Here is a 23,750-nt window from a genome sequence, read left to right as displayed (position 1 = left end):
CCGATGCAATTCGACTTGACCGGCAAAACGGCCGTGGTCACCGGGGCCGGCAGCGGGATCGGGCTGGCGTCCGTCCAGGCACTCGCCTCGGCGGGCGCCCAGGTGCTCGGCGGTTCCCGGACCATCAGCCCGGAGCTGCTGGACGCCACGCCGCACGTGTTCGAGGTCGATCTGCTCACCGAGGCGGGACCGACGGCGCTGCTGGAACACGCGCTCGGCACATTCGGGGGCGTCGACATTCTCGTCAACAACGTCGGTGGCGGGGTGAAGCTGGCGACCGGGTTCCTCGACATCGAGGACGAGACCTGGCGCCACACCTTCGAGCTGAATGTCTTCAGCATGATCAGGACGACCAGAGCGGCGCTGCCCAGTCTGGTCGAGCGAAGGGGCGCGATCATCAATATCGGCTCGATGAACGCGAGCATGGCGGACCCGGCACTCGGCCACTATTCGGCTGCCAAGGCCGCACTGGCCAACATCAGCAAATCGCTCTCCCTGGAATTCAGTTCGCAGGGCGTCACCGTCAACACCATCTCCCCGGGACCGGTGCGGACGCGGCTGTGGACCAATCCGGAGATCGCGCGCCGGCTCGGGATCACGACCGAGGAGTTCCTGGAGACCGTCCCCAAGATGGCCGGTCTCTCCACCGGCAAGATGATCGAGCCCGATGAGATCGGGGCGCTGGTGCTGTTGCTGGCCTCCGGCAAGGTGCCGAGCATCACCGGCTCCGACTCCTTGTTGTTTACGTCAGCCGGCGGTCGCGGTGAAGATGGCGACCGCACCGCGAATCGTCACACGGTACTCGGGGAAGTACTTCGCCAGCTGCCGTTCGAGGCCCGCCGGGTCGTCCCCCTGGTTCTGGAAGTTGCCGCGCCGGTGCTGCTCCAGCACCATTTTGCTGGTCAGCCTGTTCATCGGAACGCCCTCGGCGAGCACGGTGGTGCCGAACAGCACACCACCGGGCCGGAGGGTCTCCGCGACATGCTTGAGGATGATGCCCTTGGTGTCCCAGCCGCCGGGGATGGTGTGGAACACGAGGTTCATGGCGGCCGAGTCGAAGTGCCGGCTCGGCAGTGGCAGCGGTTCCATCAGATTGGCCTGGCAGATCGCCGGCCGGTAGCGGGCCAGTCGGCCCGCGGACATGTCAAGGCATTCGGAGTTGAGGTCGAGCAGGGTGAGTTCCGGCGTCTTGGTCGGGAACCGGCACTTGTCCACGAAGTAACCGGTGCCGGGGCCGATGTCCAGGTGACGGTTGCCGGCGGAGGAGTTGTAGAGCCGCCGCATGACTCCGGCCGGGCAGCGCCACACCACACGGCAGAACACCCCCAGCACCCATTTGTCGTAGATCCCCAGCCTGCTGCGGCTGTACACCTGTTGCGCATGAACGATCCGTGGGTCCAGCTCCGCGGACTCGGGAGCGGAGGCGGGAGTGTCGCTCGTCATATGGCTCTCCAGTGTTCTCAGCGGCGCCGGAAACGGGCGCTGCCCAGGGCAGCGAAGACAACCGTGATCCCGGCGGTCCAGATCAGCGAACGTGAGACGAAGTACCCGGCGTCATGACCGAGCAGAGCATGGGCGTGGCTGCCCAAGGTGAGCGCCCGCACCGCGTCGGCCATCACGGTGACCGGCTGGTTCTCGGCGAATGCCTGGAGCCATCCCGGCATGGTCCCGACCGGCACGTAGGCGCTCGATGCGAAGGTCACGATGAAGACGACCATCGACACGCCCTGTGCGGACTTGACGTTGCCGGTGAACAGCCCGACGGCGATGAAGACCCAGCTGAAGGCGACCCCGAACAGCAGGCACAGCGCGAACGCCGCCAACCCGCTCAGGACGGATGCGTGCAGCCGGAAGCCCACGGCGAAACCGACCCCTGTGGTGATCGCCAGGACGAACGCCAGGATCCCGGTGTCCGCCAGTACCCGGCCGGTCAGCACGGCCGAGGACGGAAAGGGCATCGACCGCAGCCGGTCGATGAAGCCGCCCTCGACGTCCTCGGCCATCCCGATGGCGGTGCCCAGCGTCTGGAAGAGCACACCGGCGGTGATGAAGCCCGGGACGGAGAAGTCGACGTAGTCCAGGCCCTGACTCGTGCCGATGGCGCCGCCGAAGATGTAGCGGAAGGTCAGCATGATCGACGTCATCTGCAGGACGCTCAGCACGATGAGTTCGGTCCTTCGCCAGAACGTCAGCGTGGTCCGTTTCGCCAGGAGCCCCGTACTCGTCAGCAGGCCGGCCCTGCTCTGTGATGTGGCGACCGCGGTCGTCATGGGCATTCCATCCTTCCGGATCCGGTCACACCGATTCGGCGGCGGACAGGGCGTGCTGCTTGTTGGCTCCGACCTCTTCCTCCGGCCGCTGATCGGTCAGCGCGAGGAACACCTCGTCGAGGCTGGGCTCGCGCACGCTGATGTCGGCGAGATCCACGGCCGTTCCCTCGATCGACCGCAGTCCCGCGATCAGCCACTGGGCCGTGTCGTCGTTGCCGGGTCCCGCGGCCACGCTGACGCACCGCGTCGCCTCGTCCACCTGCGGCTCGGCGCCGTTCTCGCGGGCCAGCGCGGCGGCGACCTTGGGCAGGTCCGCGCGGTCGTGCACATGGACCTCGAAGACCTTGCCACCGATCCTGCTCTTGAGCTCGGCAGGGGTCCCGGAGGCGACCGTGCGCCCCTCATCGATGATCACGATGTGGCTGGCAAGGCGATCGGCCTCGTCCAGGTACTGCGTGGTCAGCAGGACATCGGTGCCCTGTTCGAGGAGGGCGTCGATCGCGTCCCACAGATCGAGCCGGCTGCGCGGGTCCAGCCCGGTCGTCGGCTCGTCCAAGAGCAGCAGGCGCGGGGCGCTCACCAGGCTGGCGCCCAGGTCCAGTTTGCGCCGCATACCGCCGGAGTAGGTGCGCACCAGCCGGTCGGCGTCGTCGGTCAGGTCGAACAGCTCCAGGATGGCGGTGGCATTGGCGCGGGCCTGCTTGGCCCGCTGGCCGAACAGCCGGGCCACCAACTCCAGGTTCTCCCGGCCGGTCATGGCCTGGTCCACGGCGGCGAACTGGCCGGCGAGGCCGATCGCCCGGCGGACCGCTTCCGGCTCTCGCCGGGTGTCGTGGCCGACGACGCGCAGCTCACCCTCGTCCGGGTAGAGGAGGGTCGCCACCGCCCGCACGAAGGTCGTCTTCCCGGCCCCGTTGGGGCCCAGCACCGCCACCACCCTCCCGGACTCGACCTCCAGGTCGAGTCCGTTGAGGGCGGTCTTCTTTCCGAAACGCTTGACCAGTCCCCGAGCTTCAATCGTCAGCGCCACAAGATTTCACCTCGTTTGCTTCGCATCCGTGTGAGGGCATGGCCTCCGGCCCATGGTGTAAAACGGCACCGGAGTGCCACTGGAGCGGGACTTGATCGGCGGCACGGCGGCACGACACGCGATCGGCTGTCCGTCAGACCACCAGTTCCACGTTGTAGTGCGACAGCCAGGAGTTGAACTGCAGCGCCGTCTCGATGTGCATCCGGCTCGGCCAGTCATTGGCGGCGCCCGGGTTGCGCAACGTGTGTTCCACCGCCTTGTTGTCCAGGTACGGCAGGATCGGTGAGTTCGGATCGCTGATCAGCGCGGTCAGTTCCTCGTGCAGCATCGCCGTGTAGGCGGGATCCTGGGTGACCGGCCACGGGCTCTTCTTGCGCTCCAGCACGGACGCCGGCAGCAGATCGCGCACGGCTGCCCGGAGGATGGACTTCTCCCGGCCGTCGAAGGTCTTGAAGCTCCACGGAGTGTTGTACAGGTACTCGACGAGCCGGTGGTCGCAGTAGGGCACCCGCAGTTCGAGGCCGTGGGCCATGGAGAGCCGGTCGCTGCGGTCCAGCAGCATCGGCATCCACCGGGTGAGCGTGAGATAGCCGATCTCCCGCATCCGGTACTCCTCGGGGCTCTCGCCCTCCTGGTGCGGCGCCTCCGCGGCGGCCTCGTGGAAGGAGTCCGTGTAGTAGCGGCGCATGTCCAGCTTCTGCAGCAGCCCGTCGTCGAAGAGCCCCCGGCCCTGTCCCTTCATGGAGCTCGGCTGCAGCGCCTCATGCGCCACCCAGGGGAAGGCGTCGGCGCCCACGGTCTCCGGATTGAACATCCAGTTGTATCCGCCGAATATCTCGTCCGCGACCTCGCCGACCAGCGCCACCGTGGAGTGCGTCCTGATCTCGCGTGAAGTGAGGTAGTTCGAGGTGTCCATGTCGCCGAGCGTCGAGGGCGCGTCCTGCGCGAGCAGCGCCATCAGACGGGTCTTCGGGTCCATCAGGTCGTGGCTGCTCAGCCGGATGTTGACGTGGTCGGAGGAGAGGTGCTCCGCGACCTCGATCGCGAAGGGCTCGTCCGGCGAGAAGCGGACGTCGTCCGCCTGGAACTTCTCGGCGTAGTCGTCGAATGTGGTCACGAAGGTGCGCAGCCGCGCGCCGTCCAGCTTCCAGCGCCACTGGGCGGCGATCGCGGTGAGCGAGCTGGAGTCCAGGCCGCCGGAGAGCGCGGTGCACAGCGGCACGTCGGCCACCAGCTCGCGCAGCACGATGTCCTCCAGCAGCGAGCGGACGTTGGTGATGGTCTCCTGCAGGGTGTCGGTGTGCGGCCGGGCCTCGAGCTCCCAGTAGGTACGGTCGACGACGCCCGCGCTGCCGATGGTCAGGGTGTGGCCGGGCAGCAGCTCGCGCATGTCGCGGAAGACCGCCTGCCCGGGCTTCTTGGCGACGGCGAACATCTCCCGCAGGCCGTCGGCGTCGACGACCGGGCGGATCAGCGGGTTGGCCAGCAGGGATTTCGGCTCGGAGCCGAACAGGACGCCTTCGGGCAGCCGGTGGTAGAAGAGCGGTTTGACGCCGAACCGGTCGCGGACCAGGAGCAGTTCCTCGCGGCGCAGGTCCCAGATGGCGAAGGCGAAGATCCCCTCCAGCCGCTTGGCGCAGTCCGGGCCCCACTCCAGGTAGGAGCGGAGCACCACCTCGGTGTCGCTGCGGGTGCGGAACTGGTGGCCGCGCCCCTGCAACTCGGTACGCAGCTGCTTGTAGTTGTAGACCTCACCGTTGTAGACGATGACGGCGACGGGGCGCCCGTCCTCCTCCACCGTGAGCGGCTGCACGCCGTCGGCCAGATCGATGATCGCGGTACGGGTGTGCCCGAGCGCGGCGTGCCTGCTGACCCACAGCCCCTGGTCGTCCACACCTCGCTTGGCGACCGCGTCGGTCATCGCTTGCAGCACCGACCGCTTCTGCGACAGGTCCTGCCCGAAGTCCACCCAGCCGGCGATGCCGCACATCTGTGTCTCCCTCAGTTGTGTTCTGAAAGCCGTCTGTCTTCCAAAAGTCGTCGGCAGCATGCGGGTGCCGGTTCGAAGGGACCTTGACGCCTGCTAGATCCCGCCGTTCCACCAGGCCTCCACCGTGGTTCAAGTGAGGTTCGAGGCGGTGCCCCGAACCTGTGCGGACGTTGATCCGGACGAGAGGTGGACGTCGATGACCGCGCAGGACAGCGCTTCCGGGGCCCAGGGCACAGCCGGATGGTTCGACGCGAGCCTCCCCCCACAGCAGCAGGTGCTCGGATTCCTCTACGCCAAGTGGGTCATCGGGGCGCTGCGGGCGCTGGTGGAGCTGAAAGTGCCCGACGCGCTGGCCGACGGACCGCGGACCGTCGCGCAGATCAGCGAGACGACGGGCACGGATGCCGACGCCCTCTACCGGGTGCTGCGTGCGGTCGCCGCGGCCGGCGTGTTGGAGGAGCGGACCGACGGCAGCTTCGTACTGACGCCCGTCTCGGCGGGTCTGGTTTCGGACGCCACCGACGGCATCCGGGACATGTTCCTGTTCGCCTCCGACCCCACCCTCTGGCGGCCGTACGAGAATGTGGCGCACAGCGTCCGCACCGGCGAAGCGGCCTTCAACAACGTCTTCGGGATGTCGTACTACGAGTACACCAAGGCCAATCCGGCCAGCGGCGCGGTGCTGGACCGGGCGATGAAGCAGAACCACTATCCCGGTACCGACCGGATCTTCGCCGAATTCGACTTCGGGCGCTTTCCCCGGATCGCGGATGTCGGCGGCGGCAGGGGCCAGTTCCTGGCCGAGGTGCTGCGCCGCCACGCCGGAGTCACCGGCGTACTGGCCGACCAGGCCCACACGGTCGCCGACGCCAAGGAGACCTTCGCGGACGACGGGCTGGCGGACCGGGTCGAGATCGTCCCGACCGACTTCTTCGTCGAGGTGCCCGCCGGCTGCGACGCATACTTCATCAAGCACACGCTGCACAACTGGGCCGACGACAAGGCCGAGCTGATCCTGCGCCGGATCAGGGAGGCCATCGGCGGCAACGGCGAGGCGCGGCTGCTCATCGTGGAGAACCTGCTGCGCGGTCCCGGCGAGTGGGACATCGGCAAGCTGATCGACGTCGAGTCCCTCGCCGTGCTGGGCGGCCGTGAGCGCAGTCGCGAGGAATGGAACCACCTCACCGCCGCAGCCGGTTTCGCGCCGGCCAACGAGCCGGTCCCGGGTGACATCGCCCTGCTGGAGTACCGGCCGGTCTAGGAGCGCGCGCCGGGAATCCGTGCCAGGCTCCAGTACGGGGAGCCCGTGGCGCCGGACCGGCAGGGGCGGCGGGCGGGACCGTACGGCGGAGTTGTGGTAACGGCCTCAGGAGTTCGAGATGGATCTGGGTTTGACGGACAAGCGGGTGCTGGTCACCGGCGCCACGCGGGGCATCGGCCGGGCCACTGCCCGGGTGTTCGCCGCGGAGGGCGCACGGGTCGCGGTCACCTACCACAGCAACGAGGTGGCGGCGAAGGAGCTCGTCCAGGAACTCGGCGGAGCGGACCGGGCCTGCGCGGTCCCCTACGACCTCGCGGTACCCGAGTCGATCGAGCAGGCTGTGCGCTCGATCGAGGACCGGTGGGGCGGCGTCGACGTGGTGGTGGCCAACGCCCAGACCTGGGAGTGGATCAACCCCCAGGAGATGCCCCAGTACCAGGACTTCCCGATGGACTTCTGGCTGTCCAAGTACCGGGAGAACGTCGAAGGCCATCTGTGGACGGTGCGTCAGGCCCTGGGCGGGATGCGGGAACGCGGCTGGGGCCGGGTCGTCCTGCTGTCCTCGGTCACCGCGACCCACGGAAACCCCGGTTCTGAGATCTACAGCGCGGCCAAGGCGGCCCTGCACGGATTTGTCCGCGGACTCATGTGGACCGGCGACGGCGTGCTGGCGAATGTGGTGGCGCCCGGCGGCACCCTGACCGAGAGCCTGGAGGCGGTGGACCCGGCGCTGCTGGAGGTCGCCGTACGGGAGACGCCCAGCGGCCGTCTGAGCACCGCGGACGATGTGGCCCGGCTCATCGTCTTCCTGTCGTCCGAGGCGAACGGCAATGTCAACGGGCAGGTCATCCATCCCGCCGGCGGGCGCTGAGATGCTGCGGGACGAGCTGTCGGCGATCGCGAAACCGGTGCTGGCCGCAGTGTTGGAGCATCCCTTCTGGGACGGTCTGCGCAAGGGCACGCTGCCTGCGGACTCGCTGTGGTACTTCGCGGAGCAGGACGCGCGCTATGCCGTGCCGGCCTATGCGCGGGCGCTGGCCCGCACGGCCGCGATCGCCGACCAGGACGCGCACAGCGCCCTGATGAGCGGAGCGGCGAGCGTCACCCTGGACGCGGTCGGCAGGATGGACGGCGAACTGGCCGCCCTGGCGGCGGAGCTCGGCAGGACGGTGCGGACCGTGGCGGTGAGTCCCGCGACCCATGCACACACCTGCTTCATGCTGGCGGCCCCGGCGGTCTCGTTCGGCGCCGCGTTCGGCGGGCTGCTGCCCATGACCTGGTTCCACCAGGCCGTCTCGCGCGATCTGCGGGAACGGTGCGTGCCCGGGTCGCGGTACGAGGCGTGGATCGATCAGTACTGCCCGGAAAGCGGTTTCCACGACTACGTGGAAGCCTATCTGAGCATGATCGATGAATTCGGCGAGCAGTGCTCGCCCACCGACCGTGCCACGCTGGCCGAACACTTCCTGTTCGGCGCACGGCATGAACTGGCTTTCGCCGATTCTGCTTTCCGGCTGCAAGCCTGGAGCGTCTGACCTTCCGCCCGGTTCACGCAATTCTTGAGCAAGGGTTGACCACGCCGTCGCAGACTCGCCGAGACAACGATTTTCGGCCAAAGTTACCGCGAGGAGCAACGGCATGGTTATCACCTGGCGCTCGAACAGAGCGCGTCGCGGGGGTCAGGACAGAAGACCGGCCCGGAGAGTACTCGCTCTCGTTCTCGGCCTGATGGCCGGAATGACCCTCGGTGTGTCAGGCACCTCGGCCGCCGCCGATTCACAGGGCGGCCAGCGGTACTACCTCGACTGCGCGGCCGGGAACGACGCGGCGGCCGGTACGGCGCAGGGGTCGGCATGGCGGACTCTGGACCACGTCAACGCGCTGGTCTTCCACCCTGGTGATTCCATTCTGCTACGCAGCGGCACCACCTGCCAAGGCACCTTTTCGCCAAAGGGTTCCGGTACCGAGGACCGGCCGATCGTCGCCGGTTCCTACGGTTCGGGAGCGCGTCCGGTCATCGTCGCCGACGGCGCCCGCGCGGTGGTCTTCCTGCACAACGTGCAGTACTGGGAGCTCCGGAACCTCGACATCTCCGACCGGGCAGCCGGCAACGGTACCTCGCGCACCGGGATCTACGTGCTGCTGGAGGATTACGGCACCGGCCATCACTACGTGATCGACGGCGTGAACGTCCATCACGTGGTGGGCATCGACGCCACGGGGCCGGCGAACGAGGACAGTGCGGGCATCCTGTTCAAGGCCACCGGATCCACCGTGGCCACCGGGTTCGACGGGATCCAGGTCACGGGAAACACCGTCTCCGGCGTCGACGGCTACGGAATAGCGACATCGTCCCAATGGTCGCTCCGCCCGCTGCTCACCTCCGGAACGAACACCTTCGTGCCGATCTCCCATGTGCGGATCGCCGGAAACCGGCTGTCCGATCTCGGCGGTGACGGGATCGTCGTACAGAACGGCATCGACCCGCTGGTCGAAGGCAATGTGATCGACGGATTCGGGAAGCGCGCCACGGCCTTCCACGCCGGAATCTGGTCGTGGAACTCCGACCGTCCGGTGATGCAGTACAACGACGTGTCGCACGGCTCCTCCTCTCCGCCTGCCTTCGCCTTCGACGTCGACATCGCGGCTGCCGGTGTTCTCTACCAGTACAACTACAGCCACGAAAATGCCGGGTTCATGCTGCTGTGCACGAATCCGGGCGAGAAGAGTGCCGGGGCGACCATCCGCTACAACGTCAGCGAGAACGACCGGGGCGCACTGTTCGGTACCACCGAACTCCCGCTGGTCACCAATGGCTGCGGCAGCGTGCAGCCGGATGTCCGCTTCTACAACAATGTGATCCACACCAAGTACGCGAGTGGGCTGATCGGGAACTTCGGGGAGACGGCTGTCGCGTACAGCAACAACATCTTCTCCGGAAAGCCGGGCGGTTCGACGATCGGCGACCCGATGGCGTCCTTCGACCACAACCTGTACTTCAACGTCACCTCCGCACCGACGGTCGACGCACACGCCGTCGCCGCGGACCCGGCGTTCGTCCGGCCCGGCGCCGGCCCCCTGGGGTACCTGCTGAAGTGCGGATCGCCCGCCATCGGTGCGGGTGTCCTCATCGCCGGTGACACCGGACACGACTTCCTGGGATTCCCGGTGCCGCACGACGCGCCGCCGAACATCGGGCCGCACCAGTCACCCTGCGTCCACGTCTAGGACACGGCGCAGGGCCGTCAACCGCGGCTCGACCGGCTCCCCAGCCGTCACTCACACAATCACGGGACACGAGCTCGAGGAGGAACGCCATGGATATCGGGGTCTGCCTGCCGACCGCCGTGCACGGCGCCGACAGTAGTCAGTTGATCGAGTTCGCGCGCCGCGCCGACCGTCTCGGATTTCACAGCCTGACGGTGACGGACCGGGTCGTCTACGACAACTACGAGGGCATTGTGACGCTCGCCGCAGCAGCGGCGGTCACCGAGCGGATCAACCTGGTGACAGCGATTCTGCTGGCCGCCACCAGGCCCAGCCCGGTGGAGCTGGCCAAGCAGCTCGCCAGTCTGGACCGGCTCTCCGACGGGCGGCTCATACTCGGGCTCTCCGCGGGGATGCGCGAGGACGACTACGTGGCGACCGGAACCGACTACGCGACGCGCGGGCGCCGCCTGGACGCCATGATCGAAGAGATGCGCGAAGTCTGGCAGGGCAGGGGCCCGGTTCCCGGTGTCGGTCCCCGCCCCACCAACGGTGACATCCCGTTCTGGGGTGGCGGCCACTCGCCGGGCGGCCTGCGCCGTTCCGCGAAGTACGGCATCGGCTGGATCTCACCCGGTGGACCGCCGCACAAGTTCGGCGAACTGGTCGCGAACTTCGCGAAGTTGTGGGCCGAGGAGGGCCGCACCGGTACGCCGAGAATGGCCGCCAACTGCTATGTGTCGCTCGGTCCCGGCGGCAAGGAACTCGCCACCGAGCACATGCTCAGCTACTACGCCTACATGGGCAAGGTGGCGGAGCACCTCGCGGCGGGCGCGATCACTGAGGAAGACCGGCTGCGCCAAGTGGTGGACGCCTACGCGGCGAACGGCTGTGACGAGCTGCTGCTGCTGTCGGTCACGGCCGATCCCGATCACCTGGACCGGATAGCCGACGTGGTGCTGCGCTGACAACCAGCGCCTCCGCATCACACCCGCATCCGGCCCCGACCTCGTAACAGGAGTAGTTGATGGACACTGCCCGCGATTCGGGCCGGCCGCTTCGGATCATCATCATCGGTGGTGGCATCGGCGGACTGTGCCTCGCCCAGGGGCTGAAGCAGGCCGGTATTGAGGACGTCGCCGTCTATGAACGCGATCAGTCCGCCCGGGGCCGGATGCAGGGGTACCGGCTGAGGATCAGCCCCGACGGGGAGCAGGCGCTGCGAGAGGTCCTGCCTCCCCGGTTGCAGGAGCTCCTCAGCGCCACCTCGAACCAGCGCGGCGAGGAGGGCCTGGCGGCGTACGACGAGCACCTCGAACCGAAGTGGGCGCCCACGTTCAGCGATCCGCGCGGAGATTCACCGGACAAGGTGGACGCCGTGGACCGGGCGACGCTGCGCCGGATCCTGCTCGCCGGCCTGGACGACACAGTGCGCTTCGGCAAGCGGTTCACCCACTGCGAGCAGGTGGGCGGCCGCGTGGTGGCGCACTTCGACGACGGCGACTCGGACGTGGGCGATGTGCTGGTCGCCGCCGACGGGGTGAACTCCACGGTGCGCACCCAGTTGCGGCCGGCTGACCGCGCGCTCGACCTGGGCGTGCGGGGTGTCCTGTCGCGCACCCCGAGGGCCCAGGCCGTCGCTGCCGGGTTGCCGGATGCCTTCAAGGACCGCTTCGTCTATGTGATCGGTTCGGACGGATACCACCTCGGACTGATGCCCATGGTCTTCCGCGAGCAGCCGGACGACGCCTCGGCCCGGCTGTGGCCAGGACTGGAATTCGAGAAGACCGACGACTACTACATGTCGGTCTTCAGCGTGCACCAGGACTCCCTGGGGCTGTCCGACGACACGTTCTTCGCGATGAGCGGCGAGGAGCTCAAGCAGCTGGTGCTGGAACGGACCACCAACTGGCACCCGGACCTGCGGGCCGTGTTCGCCCACGCGGAACCCGAGGAGACCCACCCGGTCGCGCTGCGGGCGACGTCGCCGGTCGAGCCCTGGGAGCCCGGCAATGTGGTCCCGCTCGGGGACGCGGTGCACACCATGCCTCCCACCGGTGGGGTCGGTGCCAACACCGCGCTGCGCGACGGGGCCGCACTCACCCGGGCACTGACCCGGGTGAGCCGCGGTGAGCAGTCACTGACCGATGCCGTGACGGAGTACCAGACGGAGATGGTCAAGTACGCGACCGAGGCCGTCGACATGTCGTTGAAGATCGCCAAGTGGTCCATCCAGATTGATGTCGACGGGGGACAGACACCTTCGAGCGTGTCCAGTGTCTGATCGGAACGGTTCGGCCGGTGCCGGCCGCCATGCCGTGGTGGTGGGCGGCGGCATCGGCGGCCTGTCCGCGGCTGTCGGGCTGCACCGGCTCGGCTGGCGCGTCACCGTACTGGAGCGCGCCGATCGGATGCGTGAGTCGGGGGCGGGTATCTCGCTGCTGACGAACGCCCAGCGCGCGCTCGACCGGCTCGGGGTCGGCGATGCGGTACGCGCCCTCTCGGCGACCATGGATCCCGGCGGCGAGGGCCTGCGGGCGGCGTCCGGGCGGCGGCTGCAACGGCCGGCCGATCCGGCCTTCCTGCGCGAGCGCGGACTGTCGATCATCGTCCTGCCCCGGCCGGACCTGCACGGCACGCTGCGCGCAGCCCTGCCGGAGGCATCGCTGCACACCGGCGCCGACGTCACCGAGGTCACCGACGTGACCGACGGCGCCCGCGTCAGCTACCGGACCGAGGGCGGCGAGCGGACCGTGCACGGCGACATGGTGGTCGCCGCGGACGGCACGTTCAGCCGGATCAGGAGCGCCCGCTGGCCGCAGGTGCCACCGCCGGTCTACAGCGGCCACAGCGTCTGGCGGGGTATCGCCGAGGGGTGCGACGGCAGCGCCGAGCCCGGCGGCAGCACCTGGGGCCGGGGCCGGGAGTTCGGGCGGATGCCACTGGCCGCGGACCGCGTCTACTGGTTCGCCGTGGCCAATCTTCCCGAAGGTGTCCGATACCCCGACGAACACGCGCAGGTGCGAGAGCGGTTCGGCTCCTGGCATGACCCGATCCCCGCGCTGATCGCCGCCACGCCGCCCGACCGGGTGCTGCGCCACGACGTCTTCGAGCTGGCACAGCCGCTGCCCAGCTATGTCTCGGGCCGTGTGGTGATGCTCGGCGACGCCGCCCACGCCATGACCTCGGACCTCGGACAGGGTGCCTGCCAGGCGCTGGAGGACTCGGCCGTGCTCTGCTCCGTGCTGGCGGCCGAGGCCGACATCCCCCGCGCGCTCGCCGGCTACGACGAACTGCGGCGGCCCCGGTCACAGGCGATCGTCGAGGCCTCCCGCCGGATGGGAGAGCTGAAGCTGAACGAGCGGCGCCTGGAGCTACTGGTGCGCAACGTGAAGCTGAGAATCGCGCCACCGCGTGCCGGACAGAAAGGGGTGGCCGGTGTTGGCGACTGGCACCCCCCGGCGCTGCCGGAACCGGTCCCGGTTCCGGAACCTGCCGGGCCGGTTTCCACCCGGCGTCCTTGAGGAGGACGAACGATGATCCTGGTCTTCGGAGCCACCGGCAATGTCGGCAAAGAGGTGGTCAACGGGCTGGTCGAGCGCGGGAAGCAGGTCCGGGCCTTCACCCGGAACCCGTCCCGGGCCGTCTTCGACAGCGAGGTGGAGGTCCGCACGGGAGACCTCGACGACAGCCGGAGCATCCGGGCCGCGCTGGAGGGGGTGGACGCGGTGTTCATGCTCTCCGCGGGCCCCGACGCCCTGTCCTACGACCTCGCCGTGGCCGAAGAGGTGCGGCGCGCGGGTACGGCGCGGGTGGTGCGGATGTCCTCGGTGGCCGCGCTGCCGCCGGTCGAGACTTCGTACGGCCGCGCGCACGCCGAGGCGGACCGCGCGTTCCAGGACTCGGGCGCGGCGTGCACGATGCTGCGCGGTGCGACCTTCATGACCAACGCGCTGCAGTGGCGGGCGTCGATCAGGTCCCACGACACCGTCTACGGGGTGTACGGGACGATCGCCCGCGCCCTGGTGCATCCGGCGGACGTCGCCGCAGTGGCCGCCACCGCCCTCGTCACCCCGGGCCACGAGGGCCGTAACTACACGGTCACCGGCCCGGAGGCGCTCACCACCGACGACGCGGTCCAGCGGATCGCCAAGCTGCTCGGGCGGCCTCTGAGCTACGTGGAGATGCCGGTGGAGAAGGCCCAGCAGGCCATGGTCGGCGCGGGTCTGTCCGCCGAGTTCACCGAAGGGCTGCTGGCCGTGCAGAGCGATCCTGATCCGGCGCGCGGTGGTATCCCGCTGCCGACCGTGGAGTCCGTCACCGGTCTTCCTCCCCGCACCTTCGACAGCTGGCTGAAGGACCATCAGGAGGATTACAGCTGAGCGGAGTTGACTCCACAGAAACGGCCCTCGGGCATGCACACCTCCGCGCGGCGGGGTGCGTGCCCGAGGGCCGTCCAGCGTCCTGACCGCCGGCCGTCACATCGCGACAGGGGTGCCCCTTGAGCCGGTCTCGATCGGGTCCTGCCAGCGTTCCGCCGACCACCGGAGGTGCTCCGGCGGCGTCCAAGAGACCGGCGGTGAGACGTGAACGGCAAAACGAGCAGTGGCGGCACCGATGCCCCGCCCTTCCGGGTGATTCTGCGGATGGAGATCCGCCCGGGGGCGGCGGTCAACTTCGAGCACGCGTGGCTGGAGGTCGCAAGGGTGATCGCCCTCGATCCCGCCAACCTCGGCCAGGTGCTGGTGCGCAGCGCCGAGGAGGAGTTCGTCTACTACGTCTTCACCGACTGGATCGACGAACCCAGCTTCCGGGCGTTCGAGCGCAGTGAGGCGCATGTCGAGCACCGTCGCCGACTGAAGCCCTTCCGGGTCGGGGGTCAGATGATCCTCAGCCAGATCGTGTACGACCTCGGCGGTCTGGGCGCCGCCGCAGCGACCGCCTGACCTCAGCGAGGAGTGACATGGACGCGAAGCAGCTCGCCTTCATCGGACTGGGAAACATGGGTGGCGGAATGGCGCACACCCTGCTCGACGCCGGTTACCCGCTCACGGTGTACAACCGCACGGCAAGCAAGGCCGAGCCGCTGGTCGCCGCAGGAGCCCGGGCCGCCGCCACCCCCGTCGAGGCGGCGACCGGCCATGGGGTGGTGATACTCAGCCTGAGCGACGAGCACGCCGTGGAGCAGATCCTGTTCGGCCTGCTCGCGCCGGTGCTGGAGCCCGGCACCGTGGTGATCGACACCTCCACCGTCTCGCCCCGCTACGCCAGGGAGTCCGCGGAGCGCCTCGCGCAGCTGGGCGTACGCCGGGTGGAGGCGTGCGTGGTGGGCAATCCCTTCCAGGCCCGCAAGGGTGAGCTTCGGGTGTTCGCCTCGGGCCGGGACGATGACATCGCCGACGTGCGGGACATCCTCGACACCATCGGCTCCGAAGTGGTGCCGGCCGGGGCACCCGGCATGGCCACCACCATCAAGCTCATCTTCAACCTGCTGCTCGGCGCCCAGGTAGCCGCACTCGCCGAGAGCGTCGCCTACGGGGTGAGCGCCGGACTCGACCGCGACATGCTCATCTCCTCCATCGTCGGCAGCGGGTTCAGCTCGGTCGTGATGCGCTTCCGGGCGAATCTGATGCTCAACGGAACCTACGAACCAGCCTTCTTCCGCGCCGAGTTGATGGAGAAGGACCTCCGGCTGGCCAACCAGGCCGCACAGGAGGCAGGTGTCACGCTGCCGGTACTCGACATGGTCCGCGCCCGGTTCGCCGAGGTCATCGAGGCCGGGGACGGCGACAAGGACGCGTCCGTCCTCGTCGAGCACACCAAGCGTGACCAGTCCGCGTTCGGCTCCTGAGAGCCGCCCCCCGACGCCGTAACCGCGTCAACCCCGTCTTGAGCGGCCTTGCAGGCACTGCACGCAACATGGCCTGAGGTTGCCGACCATCTGGAGGAACCGTGTCCCGCCGCCTGTTCACATCGGAGTCCGTGACCGAAGGTCACCCCGACAAGATCGCCGACCGGATCAGCGACACCATCCTGGACGCGCTGCTCCGGCAGGACCCGACATCCCGGGTCGCCGTGGAAACCCTGATCACCACCGGGCAGGTGCACATCGCCGGAGAGGTGACGACCAACGCCTACGCCGACATCGCCACCCTCGTCCGGGAAGCCGTGCTCGACATCGGCTACGACTCGTCCGCCAAGGGCTTCGACGGCGCCTCGTGCGGTGTCTCGGTCTCCATCGGAGCGCAGTCCCCGGACATCGCCCAGGGCGTTGACACCGCCTACGAATCCCGCATCGAGGGTGGCGAGGACGACCTCGACCGCCAGGGCGCCGGCGACCAGGGCCTGATGTTCGGCTATGCCTGCGACGACACCCCGGAACTGATGCCGCTCCCGATCGCCCTCGCCCACCGGCTGGCCCGACGGCTCACCGATGTGCGCAAGGACGGCACCATCGCCTATCTCCGGCCCGACGGCAAGACCCAGGTCACCGTCGAGTACGACGGCGACAAGGCGGCGCGGCTGGACACCCTGGTGGTCTCCTCCCAGCACGCCTCCGACATCGACCTTGACGGTCTGCTCGCACCCGACGTGCGCGAATACGTCGTGGAGCCGGAGCTCAGGGCACTTGCCGAGGCCGGCATCGGCCTGGACACCGACGGCTACCGGCTGCTGGTCAACCCGACCGGCCGGTTCGAGGTCGGCGGTCCGATGGGTGACGCGGGGCTGACCGGCCGGAAGATCATCGTCGACACCTACGGGGGTATGGCGCGGCACGGTGGTGGCGCATTCTCCGGCAAGGACCCGTCCAAGGTGGACCGTTCCGCCGCCTACGCGATGCGCTGGGTCGCCAAGAACGTCGTCGCCGCCGGCCTGGCCCGCCGCTGCGAGGTACAGGTCGCCTACGCGATCGGCAAGGCCGCTCCGGTCGGGCTGTTCGTGGAGACCTTCGGAACCGAGACCGTACCGGTCGAGCAGATCCAGGAGGCCGTCGGAAGCGTCTTCGACCTGCGTCCCGCCGCGATCATCCGGGACCTCGACCTGCTGCGGCCGATCTACGCCCAGACCGCCGCCTACGGGCACTTCGGCCGGGAGCTGCCCGACTTCACCTGGGAGCGGACCGACCGCACCGAAAAGCTGGTCGCCGCAGTGCGGGGCTGACCTCAGCCAAAGGAGAGAAACAGTTGTGAAGATCGCCGTCACCGGATCCATTGCGACCGACCATCTGATGTTCTACCCCGGCCGCTTCACCGAGCAGTTGCTCGCCGACCGGCTCGACAAGGTATCTCTTTCCTTCCTCGCCGACGACCTGGAGGTCCGGCGGGGCGGGGTGGCGGCCAATATCGCCATCGGCCTGGGACGGCTGGGAATCCGGCCCCTGCTGGTCGGGGCGGCGGGCGTCGACTTCGCGGAGTACAGGCAGTGGCTCGAGGGCAACGACGTCGACACCGCCTCGGTACGGGTGAGCGAGACCCGGCACACCGCGCGCTTCGTCTGCACCACCGACGCGGACCAGAACCAGATCGCGACCTTCTACGCGGGTGCGATGTCCGAGGCCCGGGAGATCGCCCTCGCCCCGGTCGTGGAGCGGGCCGGTGGTCTCGATCTGGTCGTGGTCTCGCCCAACGACCCGGACGCGATGCTCCGGCACACCGCGGAGTGCCGTGAGTTGGGCATCTCGTTCGCCGCCGATCCCTCGCAGCAGCTCGCGCGTCTCGACGGACCATCGGCCCGGCAGTTGGTGACCGGTGCGACCTACCTGTTCACCAACGACTACGAGGCCTCGCTGCTCCAGGAGCGCACGGGATGGACCCACTCCCAGCTGCTCGACCAGGTCGGCACCTGGGTGACCACCCGCGGCGCCGACGGTGTGGACATCGCGCGGGCCGGCGAGCCGACCCTCTCCGTGTCCGCGGTGCCGGACGCCACGGTGGTGGATCCGACGGGAGTCGGTGACGCCTTCCGGTCGGGCTTCCTGGCAGGCGTCGCCTGGAAGTGGTCCGACATCCGCTCCGCCCAGCTCGGCTGCGCGCTGGCCTCAGTGGTGCTGGAATCCATCGGGACCCAGGAGTACGAGATCTCACCTGCCGAGCTCACCGCCCGTATCCAGATCGCCCACGGCGACGAGGCGGCCGATGCGATCGAGCCCCAACTGGTGGGCGTGTCATGAGCGCGGCCGCCCGGTCGGACGCGCTGCGTCGGGCATTCGCCACCCGGGTGGTGGTGGCCGACGGCGCGATGGGCACGATGCTGCAGGCCCAGGACCCCTCGATGGACGACTTCGAGAACCTGGAAGGGTGCAACGAGGTTCTGAACGTCACCCGGCCGGACATCGTGCGGTCGGTGCACGAGGAGTACTTCGCGGCGGGTGTCGACTGCGTCGAGACCAACTCCTTCGGCGCCAACCTGGCGGCACTGGGGGAGTACGACATCCCCGAACGGATCCACGAACTGTCCCTGACGGGCGCCCGGTTGGCCCGTGAGGTGGCGGACGGCTTCGCCACGCCCGACCGGCCGCGCTGGGTGCTCGGCTCCGTCGGCCCCGGCACCAAGCTGCCCACGCTCGGCCACGCACCCTACGTGGCGCTGCGGGACGGCTACGAGGCGAATGTGGCCGGGCTCGTCGAGGGCGGCGCGGACGCGATCCTGGTGGAGACCACTCAGGACCTCCTGCAGACCAAGGCCGCCATCCTCGGCGCGCATCGCGCTCTGCGGAAACTCGGAATCAACCTGCCCATCATCACGCATGTGACCGTCGAGACGACGGGCACGATGCTGCTGGGTTCCGAGATCGGTGCGGCGCTGACGGCGCTGGAACCGCTCGGTATCGACATGATCGGTCTGAACTGCGCTACCGGGCCGGCCGAGATGGGCGAGCACCTGCGCTATCTGTCGCAGCATGCCCGTATCGCCGTCTCGTGCATGCCCAATGCCGGCCTGCCGGTGCTGGGCAAGGACGGCGCGCACTACCCGCTGTCGCCGGAGGAGCTCGCTGACGCGCACGAGACCTTCGTGCGGGAGTACGGGCTGTCGTTGGTCGGCGGCTGCTGCGGCACCACCCCCGAGCACTTGCGGCGGGTCGTGGAGCGGGTGCGGGGCCTGGACCTGTCGCCGCGCAACCCGCGCCCCGAACCAGGTGCCGCGTCGCTCTACCAGACGGTGCCGTTCAAGCAGGACGCGTCGTATCTGGCGATCGGTGAGCGGACGAACGCCAACGGGTCGAAGAAGTTCCGTGAGGCCATGCTCGAAGGCCGTTGGGACGACTGCGTCGAGATGGCCCGCGACCAGATCCGCGAAGGCGCGCACCTGCTGGACCTGTGCGTGGACTACGTCGGCCGCGACGGCGCCCTCGACATGAGTGAGATCGCGGGCCGTTTCGCGACCGCGTCGACGTTGCCCATCGTGCTGGACTCCACCGAAGTTCCTGTACTGAAGGCCGGGTTGGAGAAGCTCGGTGGTCGCGCCGTCATCAACTCCGTCAACTACGAGGACGGTGACGGACCTGAGTCACGTTTCGCGCAAGTCACCGCACTGGCCTCGGAGCACGGTGCCGCGTTGATCGCGCTGACGATCGACGAGCAGGGCCAGGCCCGCACCCCCGAGCACAAGGTCGCCATCGCTGAGCGCCTCATCACGGATCTGACCACCAACTGGGGCATCCATGAGTCCGACATCCTGGTGGACTGCCTGACCTTCACGATCGCCACCGGCCAGGAGGAGTCCCGCAAGGACGGCATCGCCACCATCGAGGCGATCAGGGAGTTGAAGCGCCGCCACCCCCTGGTGCAGACGACCCTCGGCCTGTCGAACATCTCCTTCGGGCTCAACCCGGCCGCCCGCGTCGTACTGAACTCCGTGTTCCTCAACGAATGCGTTGCGGCAGGTCTGGACTCCGCGATCGTGCACGCCGCGAAGATCGTGCCGATCGCTCGTATCCCCGAGGAGCAGCGGGAGATCGCCCTTGATCTGGTCTATGACCGGCGCCGTGAGGGCTACGACCCGCTGCAGGCCTTCTTGGAGGCCTTCGAGGGCGTCGACATGAAGTCGGTGAAGGCCGGCCGGGCCGAGGAGCTCGCCGCCCTGCCACTGGACGAGCGGCTGCAGCGGCGGATCATCGACGGTGAGAAGAACGGCCTGGACCGCGACCTGGACGAGGCGCTCGCGACCCGTCCCGCGCTGGCGATCGTCAACGACACCCTGCTGGAGGGCATGAAGGTCGTGGGCGAGCTGTTCGGTTCGGGTCAGATGCAGTTGCCGTTCGTGCTGCAGTCCGCGGAGGTCATGAAGACCGCGGTCGCCTACCTCGAACCGCACATGGAGAAGTCCGACGCGGAGGGCAAGGGCACGATCGTGCTGGCCACGGTCCGTGGCGACGTTCATGACATCGGTAAGAACCTCGTCGACATCATCCTGTCCAACAACGGCTACAACGTCGTGAATTTGGGGATCAAGCAGCCGGTGGCGGCGATCCTGGACGCGGCGACCGAGCACAAGGCCGACGTGATCGGCATGTCGGGACTCCTGGTGAAGTCCACCGTGATCATGAAGGAGAACCTGCAGGAGCTCAACCAGCGCAAGATGGCCGCCGACTACCCCGTCATTCTGGGTGGCGCAGCATTGACCCGCGCCTATGTCGAGCAGGACCTGCACGAGATCTACGAGGGCGAGGTCCGCTACGCCCGCGACGCGTTCGAGGGCCTGCGGCTGATGGACGCGCTGATCGCCGTCAAGCGCGGTGTGCCGGGAGCGACGTTGCCGGAGCTTAAGCAGCGGCGGGTACCGGTACGTCCGGCCATCGTCATCGAGGAGCCGGACGAGGAGCGCGGCTCGGTCCGGTCGAACGTGGCCACCGACAACCCGGTCCCCACCCCGCCGTTCTGGGGCAGCCGCATCATCAAGGGCACGCCGCTGAAGGAGTACGCGGCCTGGGTGGACGAGGCCGCGCTCTTCAAGGGCCAGTGGGGCCTGAAGTCGGCTCGCGGCAGCGGTCCTTCGTACGAGGAGCTGGTGGAAACCGAAGGCCGGCCGCGGCTGCGGATGTGGCTCGACCGGCTGCACACCGAGAACATGCTCGAAGCGGCCATCGTCTACGGCTACTTCCCCTGCGTGTCCAAGGGCGACGATCTGATCATCCTGGGCGAGGACGGCGGCGAACGGACCCGCTTCACCTTCCCCCGGCAGCGCCGCGGGCGCCGGCTGTGCCTGGCGGACTTCTTCCGCCCGGAGGACTCCGGCGAGACCGACGTCATCGAGATGCAGGTCGTCACCGTCGGGAACCGGGTCTCGGTCGCGGCCAACGAGATCTTCGCGGCGAACGCGTATCGCGACTACATGGAACTGCACGGGCTGTCGGTGCAGCTGACCGAGGCACTGGCGGAGTACTGGCACGGACGGGTCAGGTCCGAGCTGGGCATCGCCTCAGCGGACCCGGACAACCTGGACGCGATGTTCCGCACCGAGTACCAGGGCTGCCGCTACTCCCTCGGCTACCCGGCCTGCCCCAACCTGGAGGACCGCGCCAAGATCATGGACCTGCTCCAGCCGGAACGCATCGGGGTCAACCTCTCCGAGGAGTTCCAGCTGCACCCCGAGCAGTCCACCGACGCGATCGTCATCCACCACCCGGAAGCCAGCTACTTCAACGCTCATGGAGGCCCCTCATGAGCACGCTGCGCGAGATTCTGGCCTCGGGAACCCGGTCCTTCTCCTTCGAGTTCTTCCCGCCGAAGACGGACGCGGGCGAGCGCTCGCTGTGGGAGAGCATCCGGCGGATCGAGGCCGTCGCCCCCACCTTCGTCTCGGTCACCTACGGCGCCGGCGGCTCGTCCCGCTCCCGCACCATCGCGGTCACCCAGCGGATCGCCGCCCAGACGAGTCTGCGCCCGGTGGCCCATCTCACGGCGGTCGGGCACTCGGTCGGTGAACTGCGGCGCATCATCGGGCAGTACGCCGACGCGGGCGTCCGGGACGTCCTGGTGCTGCGCGGCGACCCGCCGGGCGATCCGCGCGGTGCGTGGGTGCCGCACCCGGACGGGCTGAACCACGCCCGGGAACTGGTCACGCTGGTCAAGGGGTCGGGGAACTTCAGCATCGGCGTCGCGGCCTTCCCCGAGCGCCACCCGCGTTCACCCGACTGGGAGACCGAGGTCCGGCACTTCGTCGCCAAGGCGCGGGCCGGGGCCGACTACGCCATCACCCAGATGTTCTTCCGGGCCGAGGACTACTTCAGGCTCCGGGACCGGGTGGCCGCCGCGGGATGCGATCTGCCGATCATCCCGGAGATCATGCCCGCCACCGACGTCCGGCAGATCCGGCGCTTCGCCGAACTGAGCAATGCGACGTTCCCGGACGATCTGGCAGCCCAGTTGGCGGCGGCCGAGCACGACCCGGACGTCGCCCACCGGATCGGGGTGGACCACGCTACGCGGCTGGCCCAGCGCCTGCTCGACGCCGGCGCTCCGGGGCTCCACTACATCACCCTCAATCGGTCCACGGCCGCCTTGGACATTCACCGAAACATTAGGAGTGCAGATGCCGTTCCTCACCGCCGCTGATTTCAAGGTCGCGGACATCTCCCAGGCCGCTTACGGCCGCAAGGAGATCACGCTGGCCGAGCACGAGATGCCCGGCCTGATGTCGATCCGTGCCGAATACGCGGCCTCCAAGCCGCTGGCCGGCGCGCGGGTCACCGGTTCACTGCACATGACGATCCAGACCGCCGTCCTCATCGAGACGCTGGTCGCGCTGGGTGCCGAGGTCCGCTGGGCGTCGTGCAACATCTTCTCCACCCAGGACCACGCGGCCGCCGCCATCGCGGTCGGCCCGAACGGCACCCCCGAGAACCCGCAGGGTGTGCCGGTCTTCGCCTGGAAGGGCGAGAGCCTGGAGGAGTACTGGTGGTGCACGGAGCAGGCGCTGACCTGGCCGAACACCCCCACCGGCGGCCCGAACATGATCCTGGACGACGGCGGCGACGCCACCCTCCTGATCCACAAGGGCGTCGAGTTCGAGAAGGCCGGCGAGGTCCCGGCCACCGCCGCCGACGACTCCGAGGAGTACGGCCACATCCTCCAGCTCCTCCGCCGCACCATCGGTGAGAACTCCCAGAAATGGACGCAGCTGGCGTCGGAGATCCGCGGCGTCACGGAGGAGACCACCACCGGTGTTCACCGCCTGTACGAGATGATGCAGGAGGGCTCGCTGCTCTTCCCGGCCATCAACGTCAATGACGCGGTCACCAAGTCGAAGTTCGACAACAAGTACGGCTGCCGCCACTCCCTGATCGACGGCATCAACCGTGCCACCGACGTCCTCATCGGCGGCAAGGTCGCCGTCGTTCTCGGCTACGGCGACGTGGGCAAGGGCTGTGCGGAGTCGCTGCGCGGCCAGGGCGCCCGCGTGGTGATCACCGAGATCGACCCGATCTGCGCCCTGCAGGCGGCGATGGACGGCTACCAGGTCGCCACCCTCGACGACGTCGTCGAGACCGCCGACATCTTCATCACCACGACCGGCAACAAGGACATCATCATGGCCGCCGACATGGCCAAGATGAAGCACCAGGCCATCGTGGGCAACATCGGCCACTTCGACAACGAGATCGACATGGCCGGCCTGGCCAAGATCCCGGGCATCGTCCGGGATGAGGTCAAGCCGCAGGTCCACACCTGGAAGTTCACCGACGGCAAGGTCCTGATCGTCCTCTCCGAGGGCCGTCTGCTGAACCTCGGCAACGCCACCGGTCACCCCTCGTTCGTCATGTCCAACTCCTTCGCGGACCAGACCCTGGCCCAGATCGAGCTGTTCACCAAGCAGAGCGAGTACCCCACCGGCGTCTACGTGCTCCCCAAGCACCTGGACGAGAAGGTCGCCCGTCTGCACCTGGACGCCCTCGGCGTCCGGCTGACCACGCTCCGCCCGGAGCAGGCCGCCTACATCGGCGTCCCGGTCGAGGGCCCCTACAAGGCGGACCACTACCGCTACTGAACCATC

19 protein-coding genes and 1 pseudogene are annotated in these 23,750 nt (G+C 68.5%); 16 read left to right on the top strand and 4 right to left on the bottom strand.

Translation table 11 applies throughout. From position 1 onward, the window contains the following. Positions 1–3: 3 nt before the first annotated feature. Positions 4–720 (top strand): annotated as a pseudogene (locus tag O3W51_RS48850) (SDR family NAD(P)-dependent oxidoreductase); the annotation flags it as partial. A gap of 27 nt (positions 721–747) precedes the next feature. Here O3W51_RS48850 and O3W51_RS48845 read toward each other — a convergent pair. The 4 genes from O3W51_RS48845 to asnB all read right to left on the bottom strand — a co-directional run bounded on the left by O3W51_RS48845 (position 748) and on the right by asnB (position 5,290). Continuing rightward, positions 748–1,284 carry a class I SAM-dependent methyltransferase gene (locus tag O3W51_RS48845; RefSeq protein WP_443048291.1) on the bottom strand — a complete coding sequence of 179 codons (537 nt, stop codon included), beginning with the start codon at positions 1,282–1,284 and terminating at the stop codon, positions 748–750. Positions 1,285–1,460: 176 nt separating this feature from the next. After that, positions 1,461–2,270: an ABC transporter permease gene (locus O3W51_RS16395; RefSeq protein ID WP_138356816.1), complete on the bottom strand. Its 810-nt coding sequence runs from the start codon at positions 2,268–2,270 to the stop codon at positions 1,461–1,463. Positions 2,271–2,295: 25 nt separating this feature from the next. Further along, complete coding sequence (locus tag O3W51_RS16390; protein ID WP_138356815.1) at positions 2,296–3,300, bottom strand: ATP-binding cassette domain-containing protein; 1,005 nt, start codon at positions 3,298–3,300, stop codon at positions 2,296–2,298. Positions 3,301–3,433: 133 nt separating this feature from the next. Then, positions 3,434–5,290 (bottom strand): asparagine synthase (glutamine-hydrolyzing), encoded by a 1,857-nt coding sequence (gene asnB, locus O3W51_RS16385; protein WP_138356814.1) that lies wholly within the window; start codon positions 5,288–5,290, stop codon positions 3,434–3,436. Between the two features lie 196 nt (positions 5,291–5,486). Between asnB and O3W51_RS16380 the strand changes: the two genes are divergently transcribed. The 15 genes from O3W51_RS16380 to ahcY all read left to right on the top strand — a co-directional run bounded on the left by O3W51_RS16380 (position 5,487) and on the right by ahcY (position 23,744). Next, positions 5,487–6,551, top strand: coding sequence for a methyltransferase (locus O3W51_RS16380; RefSeq protein ID WP_138356813.1), 1,065 nt, complete (start codon positions 5,487–5,489; stop codon positions 6,549–6,551). Positions 6,552–6,669: 118 nt separating this feature from the next. Further along, positions 6,670–7,422, top strand: coding sequence for an SDR family NAD(P)-dependent oxidoreductase (locus O3W51_RS16375; protein ID WP_138356812.1), 753 nt, complete (start codon positions 6,670–6,672; stop codon positions 7,420–7,422). After that, positions 7,382–8,086, top strand: coding sequence for a TenA family protein (locus tag O3W51_RS16370; RefSeq protein WP_269286365.1), 705 nt, complete (start codon positions 7,382–7,384; stop codon positions 8,084–8,086). The genes O3W51_RS16375 and O3W51_RS16370 overlap by 41 nt, the downstream gene beginning before the upstream one ends. Before the next feature lie 214 nt (positions 8,087–8,300). Then, positions 8,301–9,779: a right-handed parallel beta-helix repeat-containing protein gene (locus O3W51_RS16365; RefSeq protein WP_269286364.1), complete on the top strand. Its 1,479-nt coding sequence runs from the start codon at positions 8,301–8,303 to the stop codon at positions 9,777–9,779. 89 nt (positions 9,780–9,868) lie between these two features. Then, positions 9,869–10,726, top strand: a complete 858-nt coding sequence (locus tag O3W51_RS16360; RefSeq protein WP_138356809.1) for an LLM class flavin-dependent oxidoreductase — start codon at positions 9,869–9,871, stop codon at positions 10,724–10,726. Between the two features lie 59 nt (positions 10,727–10,785). Further along, entirely contained in the window at positions 10,786–12,042 is a 1,257-nt protein-coding gene (locus O3W51_RS16355; RefSeq protein WP_138356808.1) for an FAD-dependent oxidoreductase, read from the top strand. Then, positions 12,035–13,282: an FAD-dependent monooxygenase gene (locus O3W51_RS16350; RefSeq protein WP_244809611.1), complete on the top strand. Its 1,248-nt coding sequence runs from the start codon at positions 12,035–12,037 to the stop codon at positions 13,280–13,282. Before O3W51_RS16355 ends, O3W51_RS16350 begins: the two co-directional genes overlap by 8 nt. A gap of 12 nt (positions 13,283–13,294) precedes the next feature. Next, positions 13,295–14,140, top strand: a complete 846-nt coding sequence (locus O3W51_RS16345; protein ID WP_138356806.1) for an NAD(P)H-binding protein — start codon at positions 13,295–13,297, stop codon at positions 14,138–14,140. 204 nt (positions 14,141–14,344) lie between these two features. Beyond that, entirely contained in the window at positions 14,345–14,704 is a 360-nt protein-coding gene (locus O3W51_RS16340) for an antibiotic biosynthesis monooxygenase family protein (RefSeq protein WP_244809613.1), read from the top strand. Between the two features lie 17 nt (positions 14,705–14,721). After that, complete coding sequence (locus tag O3W51_RS16335) at positions 14,722–15,609, top strand: NAD(P)-dependent oxidoreductase (RefSeq protein WP_138356805.1); 888 nt, start codon at positions 14,722–14,724, stop codon at positions 15,607–15,609. Between the two features lie 101 nt (positions 15,610–15,710). Beyond that, the gene (gene metK, locus O3W51_RS16330) at positions 15,711–16,919 is read left to right on the top strand and encodes a methionine adenosyltransferase (protein ID WP_138356804.1); all 1,209 of its coding nucleotides are present in this window, start codon (positions 15,711–15,713) and stop codon (positions 16,917–16,919) included. Positions 16,920–16,944: 25 nt separating this feature from the next. Beyond that, positions 16,945–17,928, top strand: coding sequence for a carbohydrate kinase family protein (locus O3W51_RS16325; RefSeq protein WP_138356803.1), 984 nt, complete (start codon positions 16,945–16,947; stop codon positions 17,926–17,928). Further along, entirely contained in the window at positions 17,925–21,422 is a 3,498-nt protein-coding gene (gene metH / locus O3W51_RS16320; protein ID WP_269286361.1) for a methionine synthase, read from the top strand. Before O3W51_RS16325 ends, metH begins: the two co-directional genes overlap by 4 nt. Beyond that, a complete protein-coding gene (metF, locus tag O3W51_RS16315; protein WP_138356801.1) occupies positions 21,419–22,312 on the top strand; it encodes a methylenetetrahydrofolate reductase [NAD(P)H] in 894 nt (297 codons plus the stop codon). The genes metH and metF overlap by 4 nt, the downstream gene beginning before the upstream one ends. Next, a complete protein-coding gene (gene ahcY, locus O3W51_RS16310) occupies positions 22,290–23,744 on the top strand; it encodes an adenosylhomocysteinase (RefSeq protein WP_269286360.1) in 1,455 nt (484 codons plus the stop codon). Before metF ends, ahcY begins: the two co-directional genes overlap by 23 nt. The last annotated feature ends 6 nt before the right edge of the window (positions 23,745–23,750 follow it).

Origin of the sequence: Streptomyces sp. H39-C1 (assembly GCF_027158125.1) — a bacterium.
GTDB lineage: Bacteria > Actinomycetota > Actinomycetes > Streptomycetales > Streptomycetaceae > Actinacidiphila > Actinacidiphila fildesensis.
The sequence above is the reverse complement of the archived record's forward strand: the minus strand, read 5'-3'. Positions and strand labels throughout refer to the sequence as shown.